The following is a 20,419-nucleotide window of genomic DNA, read 5'->3' on the forward strand; positions in this document are numbered from 1 at the left end:
CTGTGATGTCTCTCACAGGGCATCCGTCGCTCCTGAGTCGGCTCACACCCGGGGTCAGCCGCGGGCCGACCCCCGGGAATCACTCATCTAGACTTCGAGACGGGCTGCCTCGCCTATCCCGTCTGCGTATTCAGGAGCGAACAATGTCCTCCCTTCGTCCTCCGCTCGCCGGTCTGGCCGAAGTGGTCGCGGGTGACGCCGCGCTGCGGACGGTCACCGATCTGGTCGGCAAATCCGGGGTGGAATTGGTCGCGCCGTCGGCCGTGCGGCCGTTCGTCGCCGCGACGATCGCCGATCAGCGTCCCCTGGTGGTGGTGACCGCCACCGGTCGTGAGGCCGACGATCTGACCGTGGAACTCACCGAGATGCTCGGCCCGTCGGTCGCCATGTTCCCGTCCTGGGAGACCCTGCCGCACGAACGCCTCTCGCCCGGCCCCGACACGGTCGGGCGCAGGCTCGAGGTACTACGCAGGCTGGCCCATCCCGAGGACCCCGTCTACCCCGAACCGCTGCGGGTGGTGGTCACCACGGTGCGTTCGCTGATGCAGCCGATGACGGCCGGGCTCGGCGATATCGAGCCGGTGGTGCTGCGGGTCGGCGGCGAACACGATTTCGACGAATTGCTCACTCGCCTGGTGGAGTTCGCGTACACCCGCGTCGACATGGTCGGCAAGCGCGGCGAGTTCGCGGTGCGTGGCGGCATCCTCGATCTGTTCGCGCCGACGGCGGATCATCCGGTGCGCGTGGAGTTCTGGGGCGACGAGGTGACCGAGATCCGCCCGTTCTCGGTCGCCGATCAGCGATCGCTCACCGAGAGCACCGTCGAGATGGTGGTCGCGCCGCCGTGTCGCGAGTTGCTGCTCACCACGCCGGTGCGCGAGCGCGCCACCGCGGTTGCCGCCGACAACGAGGCCGACGCCTCCCTGGTCGAGATGCTGAACAAGATCGCCGAGGGCATCCCCGTCGACGGCATGGAGGCCCTGCTGCCGGTCCTCGCGCCGGGCAAGCTCAGCCTGCTCACCGAGGCGCTGCCCGGGGGCACCCAGTTGCTGCTGTGCGACCCGGAGAAGATCCGCACCCGCGCAGCCGATCTCGTGCGTACCGGCGAGGAGTTCCTCGAAGCCTCGTGGACCGCCGCCTCGTTCGGCAGCGACGCGCCGCTGGGCGCCAACGGCCTCGACCTGGCTGCCTCCGGCTACCGCAGCCTGCCCGAATTGCACACCAGTGCGGACGAACTCGGCCTGCCGTGGTGGACGCTGAGCCCGCTCAGTTCCGGCGACCCGATCGAGGTGAACCTGCCGGTGGCCGCCGGGCCCACCGCCCGCGGGTCCGAGGAACTGGTCGCCACCATCTTCGCGTCGCTGCGCGCGCATGTCGCCACCGGCGGTCGCGCGGTCGTCGTGGTCACCGGTCACGGTACGGCGCAGCGTGTACTGGAACGGCTCGGCGAGGCCGAAGTGCCCGCCGCGCTGCTGCCCGCCGGTGGGGTGCCGGAGCCGGGAGTGGTGGGCGTGCTGTGTGGTTCGCTGCACGACGGGCTGATCTTCGACGATGCCGGACTGGTGGTCGTCGCCGAGTCCGATCTCACCGGCAACCGAGTCACCGCGCCCACCGAGGGCAAGCGGCTGCCCGCCAAGCGCCGCAACCAGGTCGACCCGCTCGCCCTCACCTCGGGCGACATGGTGGTGCACGACCAGCACGGCATCGGCCGGTTCGTCGAGATGATCGAGCGCACCATCGGCGGCGCGCGCCGCGAGTACCTGGTGATCGAATACGCGCCGAGCAAGCGCGGCCAGCCCGGCGACCGCCTGTTCGTGCCGATGGAATCGCTGGACCAGCTCTCCCGCTACGTCGGCGGCGAACTGCCGAGCCTGTCCAAGCTCGGCGGCTCCGACTGGGCGAACACGAAACGCAAGGCGCGCAAGGCTGTTCGCGAGATCGCGGGTGAGCTCGTGCAGCTCTACGCCGCGCGCCAGGCCGCGCCGGGTCACGCCTTCGCCCCGGACACCCCGTGGCAGCAGGAGATGGAGGACGCGTTCGCGTTCACCGAGACCGTCGACCAGATGACCGCCATCACCGACGTGAAGTCGGACATGGAGAAGGCGGTGCCGATGGACCGCGTGGTCTGCGGCGACGTGGGCTACGGCAAGACCGAGATCGCCGTGCGGGCCGCGTTCAAGGCGGTGCAGGACGGCAAGCAGGTCGCCGTGCTGGTGCCCACCACGCTGCTCGCCCAGCAGCACCTACAGACCTTCACCGAACGCGTCGCGGGCTTCCCGGTGACGGTGAAGGGGCTGTCCCGGTTCACCGATGCCTCCGACTCCAAGGAGATCCTGGCCGGGCTGGCCGACGGCTCGGTCGACATCGTGGTCGGCACCCACCGGCTGCTGCAGACCGGTGTGCGCTGGAAGGACCTCGGCCTGGTGGTGGTCGACGAGGAACAGCGCTTCGGTGTGGAGCACAAGGAACACATCAAGGCGCTGCGCACCCACGTCGACGTCCTCACCATGTCGGCTACTCCGATCCCGCGCACCCTGGAGATGAGCCTGGCCGGCATCCGCGAGATGTCGACCATCCTCACCCCGCCCGAGGAGCGTCATCCGGTGCTCACCTATGTGGGCGCCTACAACGACAAGCAGGTCACCGCCGCCATCCGCCGCGAGCTGATGCGCGACGGTCAGGTGTTCTACGTGCACAACCGGGTGTCGTCGATCGACAAGGCCGCTAAGAAGATTCGCGATCTGGTGCCCGAGGCGCGCGTCGTCGTCGCGCACGGTCAGATGAACGAGGACCAGCTCGAGAAGACCGTGCAGGGATTCTGGGAGCGCGAATACGACGTGCTCGTGTGCACCACGATCATCGAGACCGGCCTCGACATCTCCAACGCGAACACGCTGATCGTGGAACGTGCCGATTCCCTCGGCCTTTCGCAGCTGCACCAGTTGCGTGGTCGTGTCGGTCGTTCCCGTGAGCGCGGCTACGCGTACTTCCTGTATCCGCCGGAGAAGCCGCTCACCGAGACCGCCTACGACCGCCTGGCCACCATCGCGCAGAACTCCGATCTGGGTGCGGGTATGGCCGTGGCGATGAAGGACCTCGAGATCCGCGGCGCGGGCAATGTGCTCGGCGCCGAACAGTCCGGTCACGTCGCCGGTGTCGGCTTCGACCTGTACGTGCGACTGGTCGGCGAGGCCGTGGAGGCCTACCGCGCGGCCGCCGACGGCAAGCCGATCGTCACCGAGGAGAACAAGGAGGTGCGCATCGATCTGCCCGTCGACGCGCACATCCCGCCCGACTACATCGCCAGCGACCGGCTGCGGCTCGAGGGCTATCGCAAACTCGCCTCCGCCCAGGACGATTCGGCCCTGGCCGCGGTCGTCGAGGAGCTCGTCGACCGCTACGGCCCGCTGCCGGTGGAGGTCGGGCGACTGGTGGCGGTGGCCAAGCTGCGCCTGCTCGCGCGCGAGTACGACGTGTCCGAGATCGTGGTCACCGGCTCGTCGCTGAAGATCGCGCCGCTGAATCTTCCTGATTCCAAACAGCTTCGGCTCAAGCGGATCTACCCTGCGGCCAACTATCGCCCGGCGAGCGGGCTGATCACCTTGCCGCTGCCGCGGATCACCGACAGCGTCGGCGCCGACCGGGTGCGCGACGTGGCAGTGCTGCAATTCGTTGCCGATCTGCTGCTGGTGCTGGACGGTAAACCCCAGGGGATGGTGGATCTTTCGGTGCCGACGGAAGCCGCGGCGGCGCGATGAGCCAGGAGATGTCCCAGGAGCAGGCCGACACCGCGGTCGTCGCCGCGGGACTGTCCGACGCCGTCGAGGTGATGGATCGCCTCTGGCATTTCGGCGGCTGGGAGCGCACCCAAACCCACGATTCGCTGCGCCCCTATCTCCTCGAGGAGACCTACGAACTCCTCGACGCCATCCAGGCCGGCGACGCCGAAACCATCAAGGAAGAACTCGGCGACCTGCTGTTGCAGGTGCTGTTCCACTCCCGAATCGCCGAACACGCGGGTGAGTTCACCGTCGACGACGTGGCGGCGACCCTGGTCGGCAAACTCGTCCATCGCAGTCCCTACCTCACCGATGCCGATTTCTCCTCGGGTACCTCGGTGGCCGCCAAGATCGCGGCGCAGGAAAAGGCGTGGGAGGAGCGCAAATCCGCGGAGAAATCCCGCCGCTCCTGCCTCGACGGCATCGCCATGGCCCAGCCCGCTCTCGCTCTCGCCGAGAAGATCCGCACCCGCAGCGCCAACGCGGGCCTGCCCGCCGACCTCGTCCCGGACACCCTGCGCGTGGTGGAACTGGGCGGTCCTGATTCGGCCGAGGAACGGCTCCGCACAGCGGCCGTCGACTTCGCCACCGCCATCCGCGCCGCCGAGGACGCCGCCGAAGCCGAACGAGGCGCTCGGTCCCCGCTCGGCGCGGATGACTGGCATACCTTCTGGCCGCGCTGAGCATCACCCGCTGGCGACGTCGGCTACCGCTGAGCTAACGATGCTCCGTGGGTGGGTGGACGGCGTCGGCGGCTGAGACGTTGCTGAGATCTTGTGGACAATCGTGCGCGCGCCAGCGGGTAAGGGCCACACAGCTTTAGACTCGAAGCAGCTCGCCGTCCGCGGCGGGGCAGGGGTCCGGCGATCGTCGAGGTGAGGTTGATGGGTACAGAGGTAGATCCGGCAGGACAGGATGTGATGGCCGACCATCCTGAGCTGGACGTGTTGCCGGTATGGCCGCAGGAAACCATCGCAGTGCTGGTGACGACCGACGCGGGGCCGCACGCCATCCCGGTGTCGTGGCCGGTGCGCGCGGACGACCGGCGGATTCTCCTCAGTTTGAAGTCCGATCGTGGTTCGCTGGCACGGTTGCGGGCACAGCCTGAGGTGGCGTTGCTGATTCTGGGCGGCGGCAATGTGGCGCTGTGTGCGCGCGGCCGGGCGACGGTCATCGCCGAGCAGATGCCGTCGGCGCCGGATTACACCGCGGTGCAGCTGGACGTCGACGTGATCGACGACCACCGGCAGTCCGCGTTCGCCGTCGACCGTGGCATTCAGCGCACCGTCCTCGACGACACCGAATTGCGGGCGCTGGAGGGTCGGGTCGAGACCCTGCGATCCTGGGCCGACAACGGGCCCGCAGCGTAAGTTCCTCTACGGCACACCATCTGGACAGAAGGGTTTTCATGAGCGTCACACTCGCCAAGGGCGGCAATGTCTCGCTGTCGAAGCAGACCGACAACCTCACCAAGGTGGCGGTCGGTCTCGGCTGGGACGTGCGTACCACCACCGGTGCCGACCACGACCTGGACGCCAGCGCGTTGGCGACCGGCACGAATCTGAAAGTGCTCTCGGACCAGCACTTCGTCTTCTACAACAACCTGCGCTCGCCGGAAGGCACCATCGAGCACACCGGTGACAACCTGACCGGTGAGGGCGACGGCGACGACGAGATCATCAACGTCGATCTGGCCGCCACCCCGCCGACGATCACCAACATCTTCTTCCCGGTGTCGATCCACGACGCCCAGGCCCGTGGCCAGTCGTTCGGCCAGATCCGCAACGCCTACATCCGCGTCACCGACGCGAACACCGGCGTGGAACTGGCGCGCTACGACCTGTCCGAGGACGCGTCCACGGAGACCGCGATGGTGTTCGGCGAGCTCTACCGCCACAACAGCGAATGGAAGTTCCGCGCGGTCGGCCAGGGTTACGCCTCGGGTCTGGCGGGCATCGCCCGCGACTACGGCGTGAATCTCTGACCAACCACGACAGGAAGGCGGGCGACCGAGTGTCGCCCGCCTTCGTCGTGCTCGCTGTCATCGCGATTGCGTGACCGGCACCCGTCGTGGCGGGACCACGCCCGCCTGCTCGAGCAGCGCGAAGTACTTGCGCAGCATCAGTACGGCGGTGGTGGCCAGGCCGGCCGTCAAGCCCCACCAGACCCCGGCCGCGCCCAGATGCAGCGGGAAGGCGAGCAGCAGCGCTGAGGGCAGGCCCACGCCCCAGTAACCGACCAGTGACAGCCGGAAGCCCGCGGAGGTCTCCTTCAGACCACGCAGGAGCCCGGTGCCGATGTTCTGGGCGGCGTCGAAGAATTGCAGCACGATGCCGATGAGCAACAGGGTGTGCGCGATGGCGACGGTGCCGGTGTCGGTGGTATCGAGGAACGGTGCGAGCACGATGTCCGGGGCGAGCACGTAGACAGCGCCGGTGACGATCGCGATCACCGCGGCCATCCGCAGCGCCAGCCAGGCCAGCGCCCGCGCGTGCCCGAACTCATCGCGCGCGACCGCATCGCTCACCAGGATCGACGCCCCGTGGGACAGTCCGATCGCCATCTGGAACACGATGTAGATGATCTGGTAGACCACATTGTGCGCGGCCAGCGCGGCCGGCCCGAAGCTGCCCATCACCAGCGCGAGCACCGAGAACATGCCCGCTTCCGAACCGTAGGTGAGCGCGATCGGCGTGCCGAGGCGCAGTTCCTCGCGCACGGTCGCCCAGCGCACCGGCCACGGCGTCGAGGGCAGGGTGCGGCCGAGTTGCTCGTCGCGGCGCACCATCGCCCAGAACACCCCGAAGGTGATCAGGAAGACCAGCGAGGTCGCGATGCCGACACCGGTCAGGCCCATCGCCGGAATGCCGGCCCAGCCGTGGATGAAGGCCAGTGCCAGCACCAGATTCAAGGCCACCGAACCGAGCGTGACCAGCAGCAACGCCTGGGGCCGCTGCATGCCGACGGTGTATTGGCGCAGCACCTGGAACCACAGACACGGCAGTAACCCTGGCGCGAGGGCGATCATCATCGGCCGCGCCGCGTCGAGCACACCGGCATCCTGGCCGAGCCACGGCAGTACCCACCCGAGCCCGATCAGCAGCGCGCCGCCGAGCAGTCCGGCGATCGTCGCGATGACGAATGCCGCCCGGACCACCGCGCGCACTTCGTCGTCGGCCGAACCGCCGCGCTTCCCGGCCGCGCCGAGCGCGCCCGCGATCTGATTCCCGGTGCCGGTGATCAGCCCGACGCACATCGTGCGGATCTGGTTGAACAGCACCAGCGCCAGCCCGCCCGCGGCGACCTCGCGCACACCGAGGGTGCCCATCAGCGCGAGATTGGTCGTCGAGACCGCGATCTGCGCCAGTTGGGTGAGCGCGATCGGCGTCGCCAGCCTGGCCAGCGCGCTGCTATCGGTCGCCGTGCCGTTCACCCACCCGCTCCGTGGTTCGTCTCGCGCGCGATCGCGCTCACCTGACCTCCATCAATTCGTCCTGGCGCCGCAGCGGTGAATAGCGGCGCAGCAGGGTGGTCACTTCCGCTTCGGCGGCGGGATCGAGCAGGTCGCGGGCGCTCATCCAGTCGTCGTCGAACACGGTGTCGAGATACTTCTCGCCACCATCACACACGATGGTCACCACGGTGGACCCGGCCGGGAACTCCTCGAGCCGCGCCAAGGCATTGTGCACCGAACCGCCCGCCGAACCACCGATCAACAGACCGTGTGTCCTGGCGACGGCGCGGGTGGTGGCGAAGGCGTCGACGTCGCTCACCTTCACACCCTCGTCGAGCAGGGCGTAGTCGACGGCGGTGCCGATGGTCGCGCCGGGTGGGGTGCCGGTGCCCGACTGCCAGTACGGTCCGCCCTCGCCGCCGAAGGCGATGGATCCGACCGGCTCGATCCCGATCACCCGGGCGGGCAGGCCGAGGTCGCGCAGCCGGGTGGCGGTGCCGAACAGGGAGCCGCCGGTGCCGACCGCGGAGAGCAGGATGTCGACCCGTTCGACCTCGGCCAGCAATTCCTCCGCTACGGCGTAGTAGCCGACGGCGTTGGCGTCGTTGTTGTGCTGTTCGGTGAAGTACGCGTCGTCGCGGGCAGCCGCCATGGCCTCGGCGAGGTCTTCCCGTGCCGAGGTGGCCAGCTCGTCGTCACCGTCGTCGGCGACGAACACCAGGTCGGTGCCCATGGCTCGCATCGCGCGCAACTTGTCCTTACAGGCGTGGTTGTCGACCACGGCGGTGAATCGATAGCCACGTTCGGCCGCGACCACCGCCAAGCCGAGTCCGGTGTTGCCGGACGTCGACTCGATGATATGCCCGCCATCGCGCAGCAAACCTCGCCGCTCCGCGTCGAGCACCATCGAACGGGCCATTCTGATCTTGGCGGCACCGGTCGGATTGAACTGCTCGAGCTTGAGCAGCAGCCGCGTGCCGGTGTCGGTGACGGCGAGTTCGAACAGGGGCGTGCGGCCGATCAGGTCCGTCACGCGCGTGACGAGAGCCATGGGTTGTTCCTCCATCGGATCGAGAGCTCGGGTGGATCAGCGGGCAGTGCTGTCCAGGCTCCAGCGCAGTCGGTCCGCGCCTGGGCGCAACACCACCTTCGGCGGGAGCGGGAGTTCGTGGAACGGGGACTCGTTGGAGTCCATCTGATACCCGGCGGTGTTCGGGTAGACGAGCAGGTCGCCGGTTCGTGCGCGGCGGGGCAGCGGGATGCGCCGTCTGCTGAGCAGGTCGGACTCCAGACAGGTGGTGGCGCCGACACAGGTGGGGGTGAGGTGGCCGGCGCTTTCGGGCCACAGCACGGGATCGGGCAGGTATTCACTGTCGAACCACTGTTCGGACAGGCTGAGACTGGTGCCGTCGACGGTGAGGATGTCGTACGGGCTTCCCTGTGCGGTCCGGGTTTTCACGCCCTGGACCCGGAAGACGGAACTTCCCGCCCGGTCGAGCAGGGCCCGGCCGGGCTCGACCGCGAGCCGTATTCCGTTGTCGCGCAACAGTCCGGCGAGGTCGTTGTGGGAGAGAACGGCGTCGAGCATGACCGCGCCGGGAGCCGGGAAGTGATAGGGGTAGTAGTCGCCGGGCGGATTCGTGTGGAACCACTTGTCGCTGAGGGTGTTCTGGAACTCGGTCCACGCCGAGGCATCGAGATAGTCGACGCCGAACCCGCCACCGATCGAGATCGTGTCCGCCCGATGGCCGTTGGCTCGTGCGCGCCTGCAGTGCCCGACCAGCGCGGCCGCCTGTTCGGAGCGGGCGACAGCGTCGTAGCCGGACAGGTGGAAACTGAAGCCCGACAGCGTGATCGGCGCACCGATGGCCTGGATCGCTTGTTCGAGCTCCATCGGGTCGAGCCCGAAGCGGCTGGTCGAGCCCTCCGGCAGTACCCGGAGCAGCACTCGCACCGGCAGTTCGAGCGCGGCGAGCCGGTCGAGTTCGTCGAGCGCGTCGATCGCGATCAACGACCCGTGCCGAGCCGCCAGCCACAGCAGCTCGTCGGACTTCGCGGGCCCGGTGACCATCAGGTCCTCGCCGCGCACCCCCTGCCCCAGCGCCGCGACGAGTTCGCCGGTGCTGGCGACATCGATCCCCGCCCCGCTCTCCGCGCACGCCCGAGCCACGCACGCCGCCTTGTTCGCCTTCTTCCCGAAGTAGACGAACCCGTCGACGTCTGCCTCGGTGAAGACCGACTGAAACGCCCGGATATTCACCGCGACGCGCTCGGGGAACAGCACATGAAACGGTCCACCGACCGCGTCGGCGATCTCGCGGAGCAGGCGGGGATCGGCGAGCAGCCGCTGTTGCGTCACGTCGGTGTGAGCGGGCATCGGCGGTGCGCAGTGCGTCGGCCGGTCGGTGGTCGCCGACGGCGCCCGGTCGACGACGGGGTCCTCGATGTGCGGCGGGCTCGGCGGAACCCGCGCGTCGGATCGCGTCGCGGCCCGCGGGGTGCTGTCCCCGGTGACCCCGGGCTGCGCACCCGTCAGTCCCACAACGGCACCTCCGTGCCACGTCCTTCGGCGATCGCCCTGGCGGCCAGTGCGTGCGCGACCGCGATATCGGTGAGCACCAGTCCGCTGTTGTAGACGAAGATCTTCTCGTCCTCGGTCCGGCGGGCCACGGCGCTGCGGGTGAGCACTTCCGGCAGTTCGGCATCCACCGAACGCAGCGTTCCGTCGGGTCCGGCCATGTCGGTGCCCGTCAGTGCCATCTGCGCCGCGCTGGTGGCGACGACCCGATCGGCCTCGACCAGCGTCGACGGCGCCAGACCGTAGCCCACCAGCACCGCCACCGAACCCGGTGCCAGATGCGAGGATTCCAGGGCCACCTCGGTGCCGGGTCCGGCCGTGGCCAGCACCACATCGGCGGAGGCCGCCGCCGCGTACGGGTCGTCGACCACGTCGAGCAGCGCGTGGGGCGCCGCGTCGGCCAGGTGCGAGTGCACGGCGGCCAGTCCCTCGGGATGAGTGCCGTACACCATCAGCTTGCGCAACTGCGGGTTCGCGGCGAGCAAGTGCGGCAGCGCATTACGTCCCTGGGTCCCGGTGCCGATGAGCAGCACGCTCTCCGCCCCGCGCCGCACCGTCTCGCGCACCAGCAGTGCCGACACGGCGGGCGTACGCAACGCGCCGACCCGCGCGCAGTCCATCATCGCGATGGGGGCGCCGGTGGTGTCGTCGTAGAGCGTGATGGTCGTGTAGTACCGCTTGGTGCTGCGGTCGTGACCGGGATCGAATTTGTAGGAGGTCTTCATGGCCACCACGCGCCGGCGCCCGTCGCGGCCCAGCATGGCGTAGGACACCGACGAGCCGCCGGGGTCCGCGACGCTCAGCTTGCGTGGATTGTCGGATTCGCCCGCCGCGAAGGCGAGATAGGCCTCCTCGACGGCGCGCACCACTTCGGCGGGGCTGATCGGTACGTCGGCCAGGTCGCTGCGGGAGAGGACGCGCAGCCCGATCCCGCGGTCACGGTTGTTCAACGGATCCTCGTTCATCTGCCATGCCCCGCTCTGCTGTCCGATCAGCGGTCGCCCGGAACGGCGCGACCACACGTTGGCCATACCCATTCTCGGACGACTCCTGCGCGCGCCGACGGCGTTCGGGCAGTCGGACGTTGATGCGTTTGAGCCAGCGGTCGGTGCCGTCGTAGCGCGCGCGGAACGGAACGCGCCCGTGCACGGCCACGTCGTTGTCCACCAGCAAGAGCTCGCCGGGGGCCAGCGCGGGGGCGTGACTGACCCTGGCGAGTTCGGCGGTGAGCCTGGCGTAGGCGGCGCGGAAGACTTCGTCCGCATCGTCGATCGGGGTGTAGGCGGGATCGTAACGTGCTGTGACAGCGTCGTTTTCGTCGAGCCACAGCGTCGGCAACGGTGCGAGCTGATCGAAACCGGTGCCGTAGGAGACATCGGGCAGGATCGGCAGCGTGGGGGTGGTGAGGGTGCGCAGGTCCTCGCCGGACAGGCGCACTTCGCGCACCGAGGAGACCGTGGTGGCGACCCGGTCGGGGTTGCGCAGGCAGGCCAGCATGAGCAGGTTCGCGCGCTGAGCGTGGAAGGCATCCTCGGTGTGCGGGCTGAGCAGGGTGGAACTGCTCGCGCCCGACTGCTCGTCCTCGTGGCCCGCGGCAGGCACGATGTTGTTGACCAGCCTGCCGTTCTGCTGGCCCTGCCAGCCGAACGGCTCACCGGCACAACGCCCGAGCAGCAACATCACGATGTCGAGTTCGAGCGATCCGGGATGCGCGTGCTCGGCCGCGGCCTGCCAGTGCTGCGGGGTGGGACCGAAATCGGCGTCGTCGACCGGTAACCCGCGCACCACGGTCGCGCCCGCGGCGGTGGCGGGCGGTCGAACGGCGTGGCGCAGGCTGTCGGGCAGGTCGCCGACGCGCTCGGTGATCCGGGCGATCAACGCGGGATCGTGCAGGGTCGTGGTGTGTGGTGCGTCACCTAATCGGTGGCGAATATCTGTCGCGAGCGATCGGAGCGCCGTCGCGGCGTCGGGATCGAGCTCGCGGTATTCGATGTCGTGCTGGTGAATCGTCATACGTTCGGAGAGAACGCTTTTCACCGGTTTCCCTTCTTCGCATCGGTCGAAAGCGGGTGAACTTCAGGCTCGATGTGCGAAGGTAGTGCCTGTCGCGTGATTAGGCAAGACTTACCTAATGCGTCGGCGAGGGAAATAGCCGATCCATATAACGTAGCTTCCTACCCGAGTTGGCGAAGTGAGCGCTGACCGGGGTGTCGCGGGTCGCTGCGGTTCGGTGACGGTCGAAGTGAAGCTCCCCACTCGGAACCTCTTTTAGGCTAGCCTCGCCTAGTTTGCGGCGTCGGGAAAGGGGTTTCGGCGCACGCGGTTCGAGGAGGCAACACGATGGGTTTCACTCGCAGGCAGCTCTTCCAATCCGGCGTCGGCGTCACCGCACTACTACTGGCGGCGGCATGCGGCACCGATGATCGGTCCGCCACCGCGCAGCGCGGCGGCACTCTGCGAGTCGGCGCGCTCGGCACGGCCGCTCGCAGCGAACGCGACCCGCACGCCAACCTCAGCAACGACAGCGACTTCCTCATCGCCTCGCTCGTCTACGACGCACTCACTGTTCCCGGCGCGGATCCGACCGTCGCCCCGCGCCTCGCCTCGCGCTGGGAGCCCAGCGCGGACAACCGCAGCTGGACCTTCACCATCGCCGACGGCGCGACCTTCCACAACGGTGCGCCGGTGACCGCCGACGACGTGGTGTGGTCGATGCGACGCCTGCGCTCGGTCGGTGGCGCGTCGAAGATGCCGGTGGCCGAGAACGACATCGTCGCCGACGGTCCGAACCGCGTCGTGTTCACCATGCCCGCACCCAATACCCAACTGCCGCTGCTGCTTCGGCTGATGACCTTCACTGTGCCGAAGGACACCACCGACTTCACCGCCGCGATCGGCACCGGCCCGTTCCGGCTCGAGTCCTACCAGGGCGGCAACGCCCGGCTGGTGCGCAACGAGCGCTGGCACGGCACCCCGCCACTGCTCGACGCCATCGAGGTGACGATGTTCGACAGCGTCACCGCCCTGGGCAACGCGGCGCTGGGCGGGCAGATCGACCTCGCTTCCAATGTGGGCGCCATCGCAGGCCGCACCGCCGCGGGACGCGGCGACCTGCAGGTGATCCGGCGCGCCGACGACACCATGCTCGGCGTGGCGATGCGTGCCGCCGACGGCCCGTTCGCCGATGCCAGGGTGCGCACGGCGTTGCGTCTCGGTGTCGACCGGACCGCGCTGGTCAACCAGGTGCACTCCGGCTACGGCACCGTCGCCGCCGACGTTCTCGGCACCGCCGACCCGCTCTACGACACCACGCTGCGCCGCGACCGCGACGTCGAACGCGCGAAAACCCTGCTGCGCGAAGCCGGGTTCGACACCGGCCGCAGCTACCCGTTCGTGACGAAGGCCGAAGTTCCGGGCGAGGTCGAATCGGCGAAGGTGATCGCCACCCAGCTCGCCGAGATCGGCGTCCGGCTCGACGTGCAGGTGGTCGAATCGGCCGCGTTCTACGACCAGACCTGGCTCAACGCACCGCTGTACACGGTGTCGTGGGGGACCAACGACTCGGTGCTGTTCCTGGCCGACAAGCTGATGACCTCGGGCACCAACCGCAACGAAACCGCCTTCCGCGACCCGGAATTCGATACCGCCGACGCCAAAGCCCTTGCCGCGTCCGGCGAAGACTACACGCGTGCGGTGCGCGAATTGCAGCGCATCGAGTTCGAGCGTGGCGGCTATCTGGTGTGGGGTATGGCCGACGGTGTCGACATCGCCGCGTCGACGGTGCGTGATCTGCCGACGCTCGGCGGTTTCGCGCGCGTCCAGCTGGAACGTGCCTGGCTGGCGTGAATGTCATGAAAACCTTTGCCCTGCCGATGGTCCGGCGGATCGCGCTCCTGGTGACTCTGCTGGCCATCGTGTACGTCGCGGTGGATCTGCTGCCGGGCAACGCGGCGCGGGCGGCGCTCGGCAGGGACGCGGATCCGGCCGCGCTGGCGGCGAAGGAGCACGAGCTCGGCCTGGATCGCGCGCTGCCGGTGCAGTTCCTGGACTGGATCTGCGGGGTACTCACCGGAGACTTCGGGCAGACCGCCCGCGGGAATTCGATCGGAGCGCTGCTGGCCGACAAGTTCCCGCAGACTCTGCTGCTCGGCGGGATCGCGTTGCTGCTGACCATCGCGGTGTCGCTGGGACTCGGCTGCTGGTGGGCGATGCGTCCGACCGCGCTCGGGGCGCGAATTCTGCAGCCCGTCAGCACTGTTGCCGTGGCGGTACCGGAGTTCGTCGGTGGCACGATGCTGATCCTGGTGTTCTCCCTGGCCACCGGATGGCTTCCGGCCGTGACCATTACCGGCCGATCCGGCTTTCCCGTCGGCCCCGAGATGCTGGTGCTTCCGGTGCTGGCGCTGGCGATTCCGCAGATCGGCTGGAACGCCCGAGTCGTGCGCTCGGCGCTGCTCGATGTCGCCGCGGCCGCGCATGTGGAAAGTGCTGTGCTGGAAGGGCTGCCGACCCGCACGATTCTCTTCCGGCACATGCTGCCGTTCGCGGCGCCGACCATCGTCGCCGGATACGCCACCTCTGTCGGGATGCTGTTCGGCGGTGCGCTGGTGGTCGAGACGCTCTTCAACTATCCCGGTGTCGGCGCCGTTCTCGCCGGGTCCGTCGCCGACCGTGACTCCACCATGGTCGCCGCGGTGGTCGCACTGACGGCGATCGTCATCATGGCGCTGCTCGCGATCGCCGACATCGTCCGGGCGTGGGCGTCGAGGAGTGCGCGATGAGCAAGCCCGACGCGGAAGGCCGAGCGGTGGTGTCCAAGTGGGGCGCCTACTCGGTGGCGGCCGGTGTGGGACTGGTTGTGCTGCTCGCGGTGGCCGGGCCGCTCTTCGCGCCCTACCCGGGGGACACAGCCGTCGGGATGCCGTTCGCGCAGCCGGGTGGGGGAGCGTTGCTCGGGACGGATCGGCTCGGCCGGGATGTGTTCAGCCATCTGCTCACCGGCGGCACGCAGCTGCTGGCCGTCTCCGCGGTGATCGCGGTGGCGGTGACCGTGCTGTCGGCCGTCCTCGGCGCGATCGCCGCCGTGCGCCCGCGTGCGGGCAAGATCATCGAACTCTGCGGCGATCTGGTGATCCTGCTGCCCGCGGTCCTGGGCATCCTGCTGGTGCTCACCGCATGGCCCCAGGGTGGTGTCACCGCGCTGATCGCGGTGTCGCTGCTCTTCGGAGTTCCCTACTGCGCCAGGATCTTCGCGGCGTCTGCCTCGACCATCGCCGCCTCCGGCTACGTCGAAGCCGCCGTCGCCAGTGGAGAATCCCTGTCCCACCTGGTCTTCCGCGAAATCCTGCCCAACCTGCGCGCCGTCTTCACCACCCAGCTCGGCCTGCGCTTCGTCGTCGCCGTGTATCTCGTCAGCACCATCGCCTTCCTCGGCGTCTCCGCGCTCGACCCCGACAACTGGGCGATCATGGTCCGAGACAATGCCTCCGGGCTGCTCCTGAATCCCTGGGCGGTGCTGGCACCGAGCGCTGCCATCGCCATCGTGGCGGTCGGTGTGAATCTGGTGGTGACCAGTGGGCCCAGGACCCGCCAGACCCCGAAAACCGCATCGGAGGCGGTCGCCACGGCCGGGGTTGCGCCGGCTGGCGCTGGATGCGGGATCTCGGTGGTGGATTCGGGGGATGCGGTGGCGGTGGACGCGTTCAGCGTTGTCGCTGACAGCGGGGCGGTATTGCTGGCGCCGTTGTCGTTTCGGCTGAAGCCGGGGACGGTCACCGCGCTCACCGGTGCATCGGGTGCGGGGAAGTCGACGGCGATGCGTGCGCTGCTCGGACACCTGCCCGCCGGCGCTCGCGGACAGGGCGCCGTGCTTGTCGCGGGACAGGATGTGTTCGCGCTCGACGCGGGCGCGCTGCGCGCATTCCGTCGTGAACAGATCGCCTACGTCGGCCAGGATCCCGGCTCCGAACTCAACCCGCTGCTTCGCGTCCGGGCAGTCCTGGCCGAGGCGGCGCCCGGCACCTCCGACGCCGACCGCCTCGCCGTCCTCGCGCAAGTGGGTCTCGATCCCACCCATCTCCGCCGTCGCTGCGCCCGCCTCTCGGGCGGGCAGCAACGCCGTGTCGCCCTGGCCCGAGCCATTCTCCGCCGCCCCCGGATCCTCGTCCTCGACGAACCACTCGCAGGTCTCCACAGCACTCTCCGCACCGAAATAGCCCAGCTGATCGCGACTCTCGCCACCGAGAACCGCACGGCCGTCCTGCTCTCCGGCCACGACACCGACGCGATCAACGTCATCGCCGACTCCGTGATCGAGCTCGATCCACCCGGTGATCGGCCGGTGAATGTCGCTGCCGTGGTGACTGATCCGGTGCGCGCCGAACACCTGGCCGACGAGCGCTCGGGGGCGACCGGCCGTCGACCCGTCGATCCGGCGGCCGAGGGCGCGGGGAGCGAGACAGCATCTCGAACGAACGGCTCGGCGGGCGCCGACGAGGTGATCGCCTTGCAGGCCACATCGATCAACGCCGACGCGGGCGGCCACAGGGTGCTCGAGAACGTCGGTTTCAGCCTGTCCCCGGGCGCAGCCCTTGCTGTCGTAGGGCCGTCCGGGGCGGGTAAGACCACGCTCGCGCGGGTGATCGCGGGTTTGCACCCCGACGCCGGCGGATCGCTGGATGTGGGTGGTGTGCGCGTTCCGGTGGGAAGTGGGCGCCGGATCAGGTTCGGCGCCAACGGGATCCAACTCGTCACCCAGAACCCGCGCGCGGCGCTGAACCCGCGCCGCACCGTCGAGCAGACCCTGGCACGCCCGTTGCGCCGCATCGCGCGAGTCACCGGACCCGAAATCCGCACCCGCGTCAGCGCTCTGCTCGCCGCGGTCGACCTCCCCGCCGACCTCGCGGGCCGCCGGCCCCATCAGCTCTCCGGCGGTCAACGTCAACGAGTGGCCCTGGCCCGCGCCCTCGCCGCCGACCCGGCCGTCCTGATCTGCGACGAGATCACCACCGCCCTCGACACCGAAACCGCCACGGCCATCATGTCCCTGCTCGACCGCCTCCGCGCCGACCGGGCCACCGCGATCATTCTGATCAGCCACGACATGACCCTGGTCCGCGGCCACTGCACCGATCTCCTCGTTCTCGATCAGGGCCGAGTAGTCGAAACAGGCACCCCGGAAACAGTTCTCACCACCCCGACCCACCGGGCCACCGCGGCGCTTCTCGGCTGATGCCGCCGTCGCCGAACCAGCCAGCCGTGACCTGTAACTCGTCCGTAGCCGGCCAACCGCCGGATTCACGGGGAGCTGAGAAGTGGCTGTGAGATGTGCGCAAAGCGCGCTGGATCTGGATGATTGAACAGATGTCAGTGCAGAAGGTCGGCGTGGCCGCCGCAGTCGCGATCAGCGCCCTGTTAGCGGGGTGCAGTTCGCTCGCGTCGATCCCCGATGACATGCCGCCGGGGCCGGGGGTCGCGCTGCCGCTGATCGATGTCGACGCACCCGGCCGCGCGGCCGAACAGCTACGCGGCTGGGCCGACGAGCAGTCCGACGCGATCGGCATCCAACCGGTCGCGCTCGAGGCCTACGGCTACGCCGCCGCCGTGCTGGCGAAGTCGAAGCCCGAATGCGGAATCGCCTGGACCACCATCGCCGGCATCGCCAGCGTGGAGAGCGGACACGGCACCCATCGCGGTGCCGGCGTCGACGCCGACGGGACCGTGCGCCCGGCGATCATCGGCGTCGCCCTCGACGGCACCCGAGGCAACGCCGACATCCGCGACACCGACGGCGGCAGCCTCGACGGCGACACCACCTACGACCGTGCCGTCGGCCCGCTGCAGTTCATTCCCGAAACCTGGAAGCGCTGGGGTGTCGACGCCAACGGCGACGGCGTGGCCGATCCGCAGAACATCGATGACGCCGCCCTCACCGCCGCCCGCTACCTCTGCACCCGCGGCGGCGATCTGACCTCGGCCGACGGCTGGCAGCGCGCCTTGTTCGCCTACAACCAGTCGAACAAGTACATGCACGTGGTGCGCGATCGCGCCGCCATATACAGCATCGGCCGCCGCGTGTAGTTGCCCATGGCCCGGAGTGCCGGTTACTCCACACTCCGCCGAGACGATAGGCTCGGCACCGCACGGCCCTTCCCGTGATACCTACCGTGCCTTCCGTCGTAAGGAGCAGTTTTCGTGGCCATTATCGAACAGGTCGGAGCTCGCGAGATTCTGGATTCGCGCGGCAATCCCACCGTCGAGGTCGAGATCGCCCTCGACGACGGCACCCTGACCAGGGCAGACGTACCTTCCGGTGCGTCCACCGGCGAGCACGAGGCCGTCGAGCTGCGTGACGGCGGCGACCGCTACGGCGGCAAGGGTGTGACCAAGGCCGTCGAGGGTGTTCTCGACGAGATCGCGCCCGCCATCATCGGCCTCGACGCCGTGGAGCAGCGCACCGTCGACCAGGTTCTGCTGGACCTGGACGGCACCCCCGACAAGTCCCGCCTCGGCGCGAACGCCCTGCTGGGTGTGTCGCTGGCCGTGGCCCGCGGTGCCGCCGAGTCCTCGGGTCTCGAGCTGTTCCGCTACCTGGGCGGCCCGAACGCCCACGTGCTGCCGGTCCCGATGATGAACATCCTCAACGGTGGCGCGCACGCCGACACCGGCGTGGACGTGCAGGAATTCATGGTCGCCCCGATCGGCGCGCCCACCTTCCGCGAGGCACTGCGCTGGGGCACCGAGGTGTACCACTCGCTCAAGGCCGTGCTGAAGGAGAAGGGCCTGTCCACCGGCCTCGGTGACGAGGGCGGCTTCGCCCCCGACGTCGCAGGCACCGTGGAGGCGCTCGACCTGATCAGCGTCGCCATCGAGCGCGCGGGCTACAAGCTCGGCACCGATGTGGCGCTGGCGCTCGACGTGGCCGCCACCGAGTTCCACACCGAGGGCGAGGGCTACAAGTTCGAGGGCAAGATCCGCACGGCCGCCGAGATGGGCGAGTTCTACGCGGACCTGCTCACCCGGTACCCGCTGGTCTCCATCGAGGACCCGCTGTCGGAAGACGACTGGGACGGCTGGGTCGCACTGACCGACGCCATCGGCGACAAGGTGCAGCTGGTCGGCGACGACCTGTTCGTCACCAACCCCGAGCGCCTCGAAGAGGGCATCGCCAAGGGCGCGGCCAACGCGCTGCTGGTGAAGGTCAACCAGATCGGCACGCTCACCGAGACCCTCGACGCTGTCGAGCTGGCGCACCGCAACGGTTACAAGACCATGATGTCGCACCGTTCGGGCGAGACCGAGGACACCACCATCGCCGACCTCGCGGTCGCCGTCGGTTCGGGCCAGATCAAGACCGGTGCTCCCGCGCGTTCCGAGCGGGTCGCCAAGTACAACCAGCTGCTGCGCATCGAGGACGCCCTCGGTGATTCGGCACGCTACGCGGGTGACGTGGCGTTCCCGCGTTTCACCGGCGAATTCTGAAAGCAGTACAGGGGCGGTAGCGAATGACCGAGCGACGTGCGCGTGGAACCAGTCCTGGTGGACGAGGCGACAGGCGCACGTCGCGGGCCGCGCGCTCGCGCCCCCGTCTGGACACGCCGAGCCGCCCCACCGCGGCCAAACGTCCCACCCGCCGCCGCCCGGATTCGGCCACCTCGCGCAAGCCCAGCGGCAAGCTCGAGCGCAGCGAACACACCATTCTCGGTCTCTCGACCGGTAAAGCGGTGATCCTGGCGGCGGTGCTGTGCGGCCTCGCGCTGACCTTGGCCGTGCCCACGCGCACCTACTTCAGTCAGCGCGCCGAGGCCGTGGCACTGGCCAAACAGCGGACCGAGCTCGAAGCCGACCTGGCGGGCTTGCGCGATCGTCGTGCGCAACAACAGGATCCGGCCTACATCCGTTCCGAGGCGCGCGACCGCCTGCGCCTGGTGATGCCTGGCGAAACCCCCTACATCGTGCAGATTCCCGGCATCGAAGCACCAGCGCCGCCGCCGATGAGCACCCGCACCGCGGCGCCCGACCCCTGGTACACCGACCTGTGGCGCAGCATCTCCGAACCAGCCCCGGAAGGACCACGGTGACGACACCGAACGCCGACGACCTCGAGATCATCGCGAAGCAGTTGGGCCGCGAGCCTCGCGGAGTGCTCGAAGTCGCCTACCGCACCCCCGACGGCCTGCCCGCCGTGGTGAAGACCGCGCCCCGCCTGCCCGATGGCACCCCGTTCCCCACGCTCTACTACCTGACCGATCCCCGGCTCACCGCCGAGGCGAGCAGGCAGGAGTCGGCCGGGGTGATGCGCGAGATGACCGAACGCCTCGCCACCGACCCCGAACTGGCCGCCGCCTACCGTCGCGCGCACGAGAGCTACCTGGCCGAACGCAACGAGATCGAGTCCCTCGGCACCGATTTCACCGGTGGCGGCATGCCCGACCGGGTGAAGTGCCTGCACGTGCTGATCGCGCACTCCCTCGCCAAGGGGCCCGGTCTGAACCCCTTCGGTGACGAGGCCGTCGCGTTGGCCGCCGCCGCGGGCTTCCGCGGGACCGCGATCCCCGCCGACTGGCCCGCCGCACCTGACGAACAGGCATAATCGCGGGCAGTGCCCGA

16 protein-coding genes are annotated in these 20,419 nt (G+C 69.0%); 11 read left to right on the top strand and 5 right to left on the bottom strand.

What is annotated here, in order from left to right; translation table 11 throughout:
* Positions 1-143: 143 nt before the first annotated feature.
* From mfd to ACWFRF_RS29285, 4 genes are all read left to right on the top strand, one after another.
* Positions 144-3,758, top strand: a complete 3,615-nt coding sequence (gene mfd / locus ACWFRF_RS29270; RefSeq protein WP_378993165.1) for a transcription-repair coupling factor — start codon at positions 144-146, stop codon at positions 3,756-3,758.
* The gene (locus ACWFRF_RS29275; protein WP_452453362.1) at positions 3,755-4,462 is read left to right on the top strand and encodes a MazG family protein; all 708 of its coding nucleotides are present in this window, start codon (positions 3,755-3,757) and stop codon (positions 4,460-4,462) included. The genes mfd and ACWFRF_RS29275 overlap by 4 nt, the downstream gene beginning before the upstream one ends.
* 201 nt (positions 4,463-4,663) lie before the next feature.
* A complete protein-coding gene (locus ACWFRF_RS29280; RefSeq protein WP_378993162.1) occupies positions 4,664-5,149 on the top strand; it encodes a hypothetical protein in 486 nt (161 codons plus the stop codon).
* 38 nt (positions 5,150-5,187) lie between these two features.
* Positions 5,188-5,763 (top strand): TerD family protein, encoded by a 576-nt coding sequence (locus ACWFRF_RS29285; protein WP_378993159.1) that lies wholly within the window; start codon positions 5,188-5,190, stop codon positions 5,761-5,763.
* Positions 5,764-5,820: 57 nt separating this feature from the next.
* On the opposite strand, the gene ACWFRF_RS29290 is transcribed toward ACWFRF_RS29285, so the two are convergent.
* Genes ACWFRF_RS29290 through ACWFRF_RS29310 form a run of 5 tightly spaced genes read right to left on the bottom strand, consistent with a single transcriptional unit; the run spans position 5,821 to position 11,824 of the window.
* Positions 5,821-7,212, bottom strand: a complete 1,392-nt coding sequence (locus ACWFRF_RS29290) for an MATE family efflux transporter (protein WP_452453364.1) — start codon at positions 7,210-7,212, stop codon at positions 5,821-5,823.
* A 37-nt stretch (positions 7,213-7,249) separates the two neighbouring features.
* Entirely contained in the window at positions 7,250-8,284 is a 1,035-nt protein-coding gene (locus ACWFRF_RS29295) for a PLP-dependent cysteine synthase family protein (RefSeq protein WP_378636088.1), read from the bottom strand.
* A gap of 36 nt (positions 8,285-8,320) precedes the next feature.
* Positions 8,321-9,775 carry a Y4yA family PLP-dependent enzyme gene (locus ACWFRF_RS29300; protein WP_452453366.1) on the bottom strand — a complete coding sequence of 485 codons (1,455 nt, stop codon included), beginning with the start codon at positions 9,773-9,775 and terminating at the stop codon, positions 8,321-8,323.
* Positions 9,766-10,776 carry an ornithine cyclodeaminase family protein gene (locus ACWFRF_RS29305; RefSeq protein WP_452453368.1) on the bottom strand — a complete coding sequence of 337 codons (1,011 nt, stop codon included), beginning with the start codon at positions 10,774-10,776 and terminating at the stop codon, positions 9,766-9,768. Before ACWFRF_RS29305 ends, ACWFRF_RS29300 begins: the two co-directional genes overlap by 10 nt.
* Positions 10,748-11,824 carry a TauD/TfdA family dioxygenase gene (locus tag ACWFRF_RS29310; protein WP_378993155.1) on the bottom strand — a complete coding sequence of 359 codons (1,077 nt, stop codon included), beginning with the start codon at positions 11,822-11,824 and terminating at the stop codon, positions 10,748-10,750. The genes ACWFRF_RS29305 and ACWFRF_RS29310 overlap by 29 nt, the downstream gene beginning before the upstream one ends.
* Before the next feature lie 327 nt (positions 11,825-12,151).
* On the opposite strand from ACWFRF_RS29310, the gene ACWFRF_RS29315 reads away from it, so the two are divergent.
* The 7 genes from ACWFRF_RS29315 to ACWFRF_RS29345 all read left to right on the top strand — a co-directional run bounded on the left by ACWFRF_RS29315 (position 12,152) and on the right by ACWFRF_RS29345 (position 20,402).
* Positions 12,152-13,657: an ABC transporter substrate-binding protein gene (locus ACWFRF_RS29315; RefSeq protein ID WP_378993153.1), complete on the top strand. Its 1,506-nt coding sequence runs from the start codon at positions 12,152-12,154 to the stop codon at positions 13,655-13,657.
* 5 nt (positions 13,658-13,662) lie between these two features.
* On the top strand, positions 13,663-14,592 hold the full coding sequence (locus ACWFRF_RS29320; RefSeq protein ID WP_379312283.1) for an ABC transporter permease: 930 nt from the start codon (positions 13,663-13,665) through the stop codon (positions 14,590-14,592).
* On the top strand, positions 14,589-17,042 hold the full coding sequence (locus tag ACWFRF_RS29325) for an ABC transporter ATP-binding protein/permease (RefSeq protein ID WP_452453370.1): 2,454 nt from the start codon (positions 14,589-14,591) through the stop codon (positions 17,040-17,042). Before ACWFRF_RS29320 ends, ACWFRF_RS29325 begins: the two co-directional genes overlap by 4 nt.
* A gap of 131 nt (positions 17,043-17,173) precedes the next feature.
* Positions 17,174-17,890 carry a lytic transglycosylase domain-containing protein gene (locus ACWFRF_RS29330; protein WP_378993148.1) on the top strand — a complete coding sequence of 239 codons (717 nt, stop codon included), beginning with the start codon at positions 17,174-17,176 and terminating at the stop codon, positions 17,888-17,890.
* Between the two features lie 114 nt (positions 17,891-18,004).
* Positions 18,005-19,291: a phosphopyruvate hydratase gene (gene eno / locus ACWFRF_RS29335; RefSeq protein ID WP_378993146.1), complete on the top strand. Its 1,287-nt coding sequence runs from the start codon at positions 18,005-18,007 to the stop codon at positions 19,289-19,291.
* A gap of 23 nt (positions 19,292-19,314) precedes the next feature.
* The gene (locus ACWFRF_RS29340; protein WP_378636108.1) at positions 19,315-19,890 is read left to right on the top strand and encodes an FtsB family cell division protein; all 576 of its coding nucleotides are present in this window, start codon (positions 19,315-19,317) and stop codon (positions 19,888-19,890) included.
* Positions 19,887-20,402, top strand: a complete 516-nt coding sequence (locus ACWFRF_RS29345) for a DUF501 domain-containing protein (RefSeq protein ID WP_378636110.1) — start codon at positions 19,887-19,889, stop codon at positions 20,400-20,402. The genes ACWFRF_RS29340 and ACWFRF_RS29345 overlap by 4 nt, the downstream gene beginning before the upstream one ends.
* The last annotated feature ends 17 nt before the right edge of the window (positions 20,403-20,419 follow it).

The sequence above is a fragment of the Nocardia sp. NPDC055165 genome (genome assembly GCF_053606985.1).

Excerpts from the sequence above, each read along its gene's own strand:
- mfd (WP_378993165.1), top strand. The coding sequence starts at position 144 with ATGTCCTCCCTTCGTCCTCCGCTCGCCGGTCTGGCCGAAGTGGTCGCG.
- ACWFRF_RS29275 (WP_452453362.1), top strand. The coding sequence starts at position 3,755 with ATGAGCCAGGAGATGTCCCAGGAGCAGGCCGACACCGCGGTCGTCGCC.
- ACWFRF_RS29280 (WP_378993162.1), top strand. The coding sequence starts at position 4,664 with ATGGGTACAGAGGTAGATCCGGCAGGACAGGATGTGATGGCCGACCAT.
- ACWFRF_RS29285 (WP_378993159.1), top strand. The coding sequence starts at position 5,188 with ATGAGCGTCACACTCGCCAAGGGCGGCAATGTCTCGCTGTCGAAGCAG.
- ACWFRF_RS29295 (WP_378636088.1), bottom strand. The coding sequence starts at position 8,284 with ATGGCTCTCGTCACGCGCGTGACGGACCTGATCGGCCGCACGCCCCTG.
- ACWFRF_RS29305 (WP_452453368.1), bottom strand. The coding sequence starts at position 10,776 with ATGAACGAGGATCCGTTGAACAACCGTGACCGCGGGATCGGGCTGCGC.
- ACWFRF_RS29310 (WP_378993155.1), bottom strand. The coding sequence starts at position 11,824 with ATGACGATTCACCAGCACGACATCGAATACCGCGAGCTCGATCCCGAC.
- ACWFRF_RS29315 (WP_378993153.1), top strand. The coding sequence starts at position 12,152 with ATGGGTTTCACTCGCAGGCAGCTCTTCCAATCCGGCGTCGGCGTCACC.
- ACWFRF_RS29320 (WP_379312283.1), top strand. The coding sequence starts at position 13,663 with ATGAAAACCTTTGCCCTGCCGATGGTCCGGCGGATCGCGCTCCTGGTG.
- ACWFRF_RS29325 (WP_452453370.1), top strand. The coding sequence starts at position 14,589 with ATGAGCAAGCCCGACGCGGAAGGCCGAGCGGTGGTGTCCAAGTGGGGC.
- ACWFRF_RS29330 (WP_378993148.1), top strand. The coding sequence starts at position 17,174 with ATGTCAGTGCAGAAGGTCGGCGTGGCCGCCGCAGTCGCGATCAGCGCC.
- ACWFRF_RS29340 (WP_378636108.1), top strand. The coding sequence starts at position 19,315 with ATGACCGAGCGACGTGCGCGTGGAACCAGTCCTGGTGGACGAGGCGAC.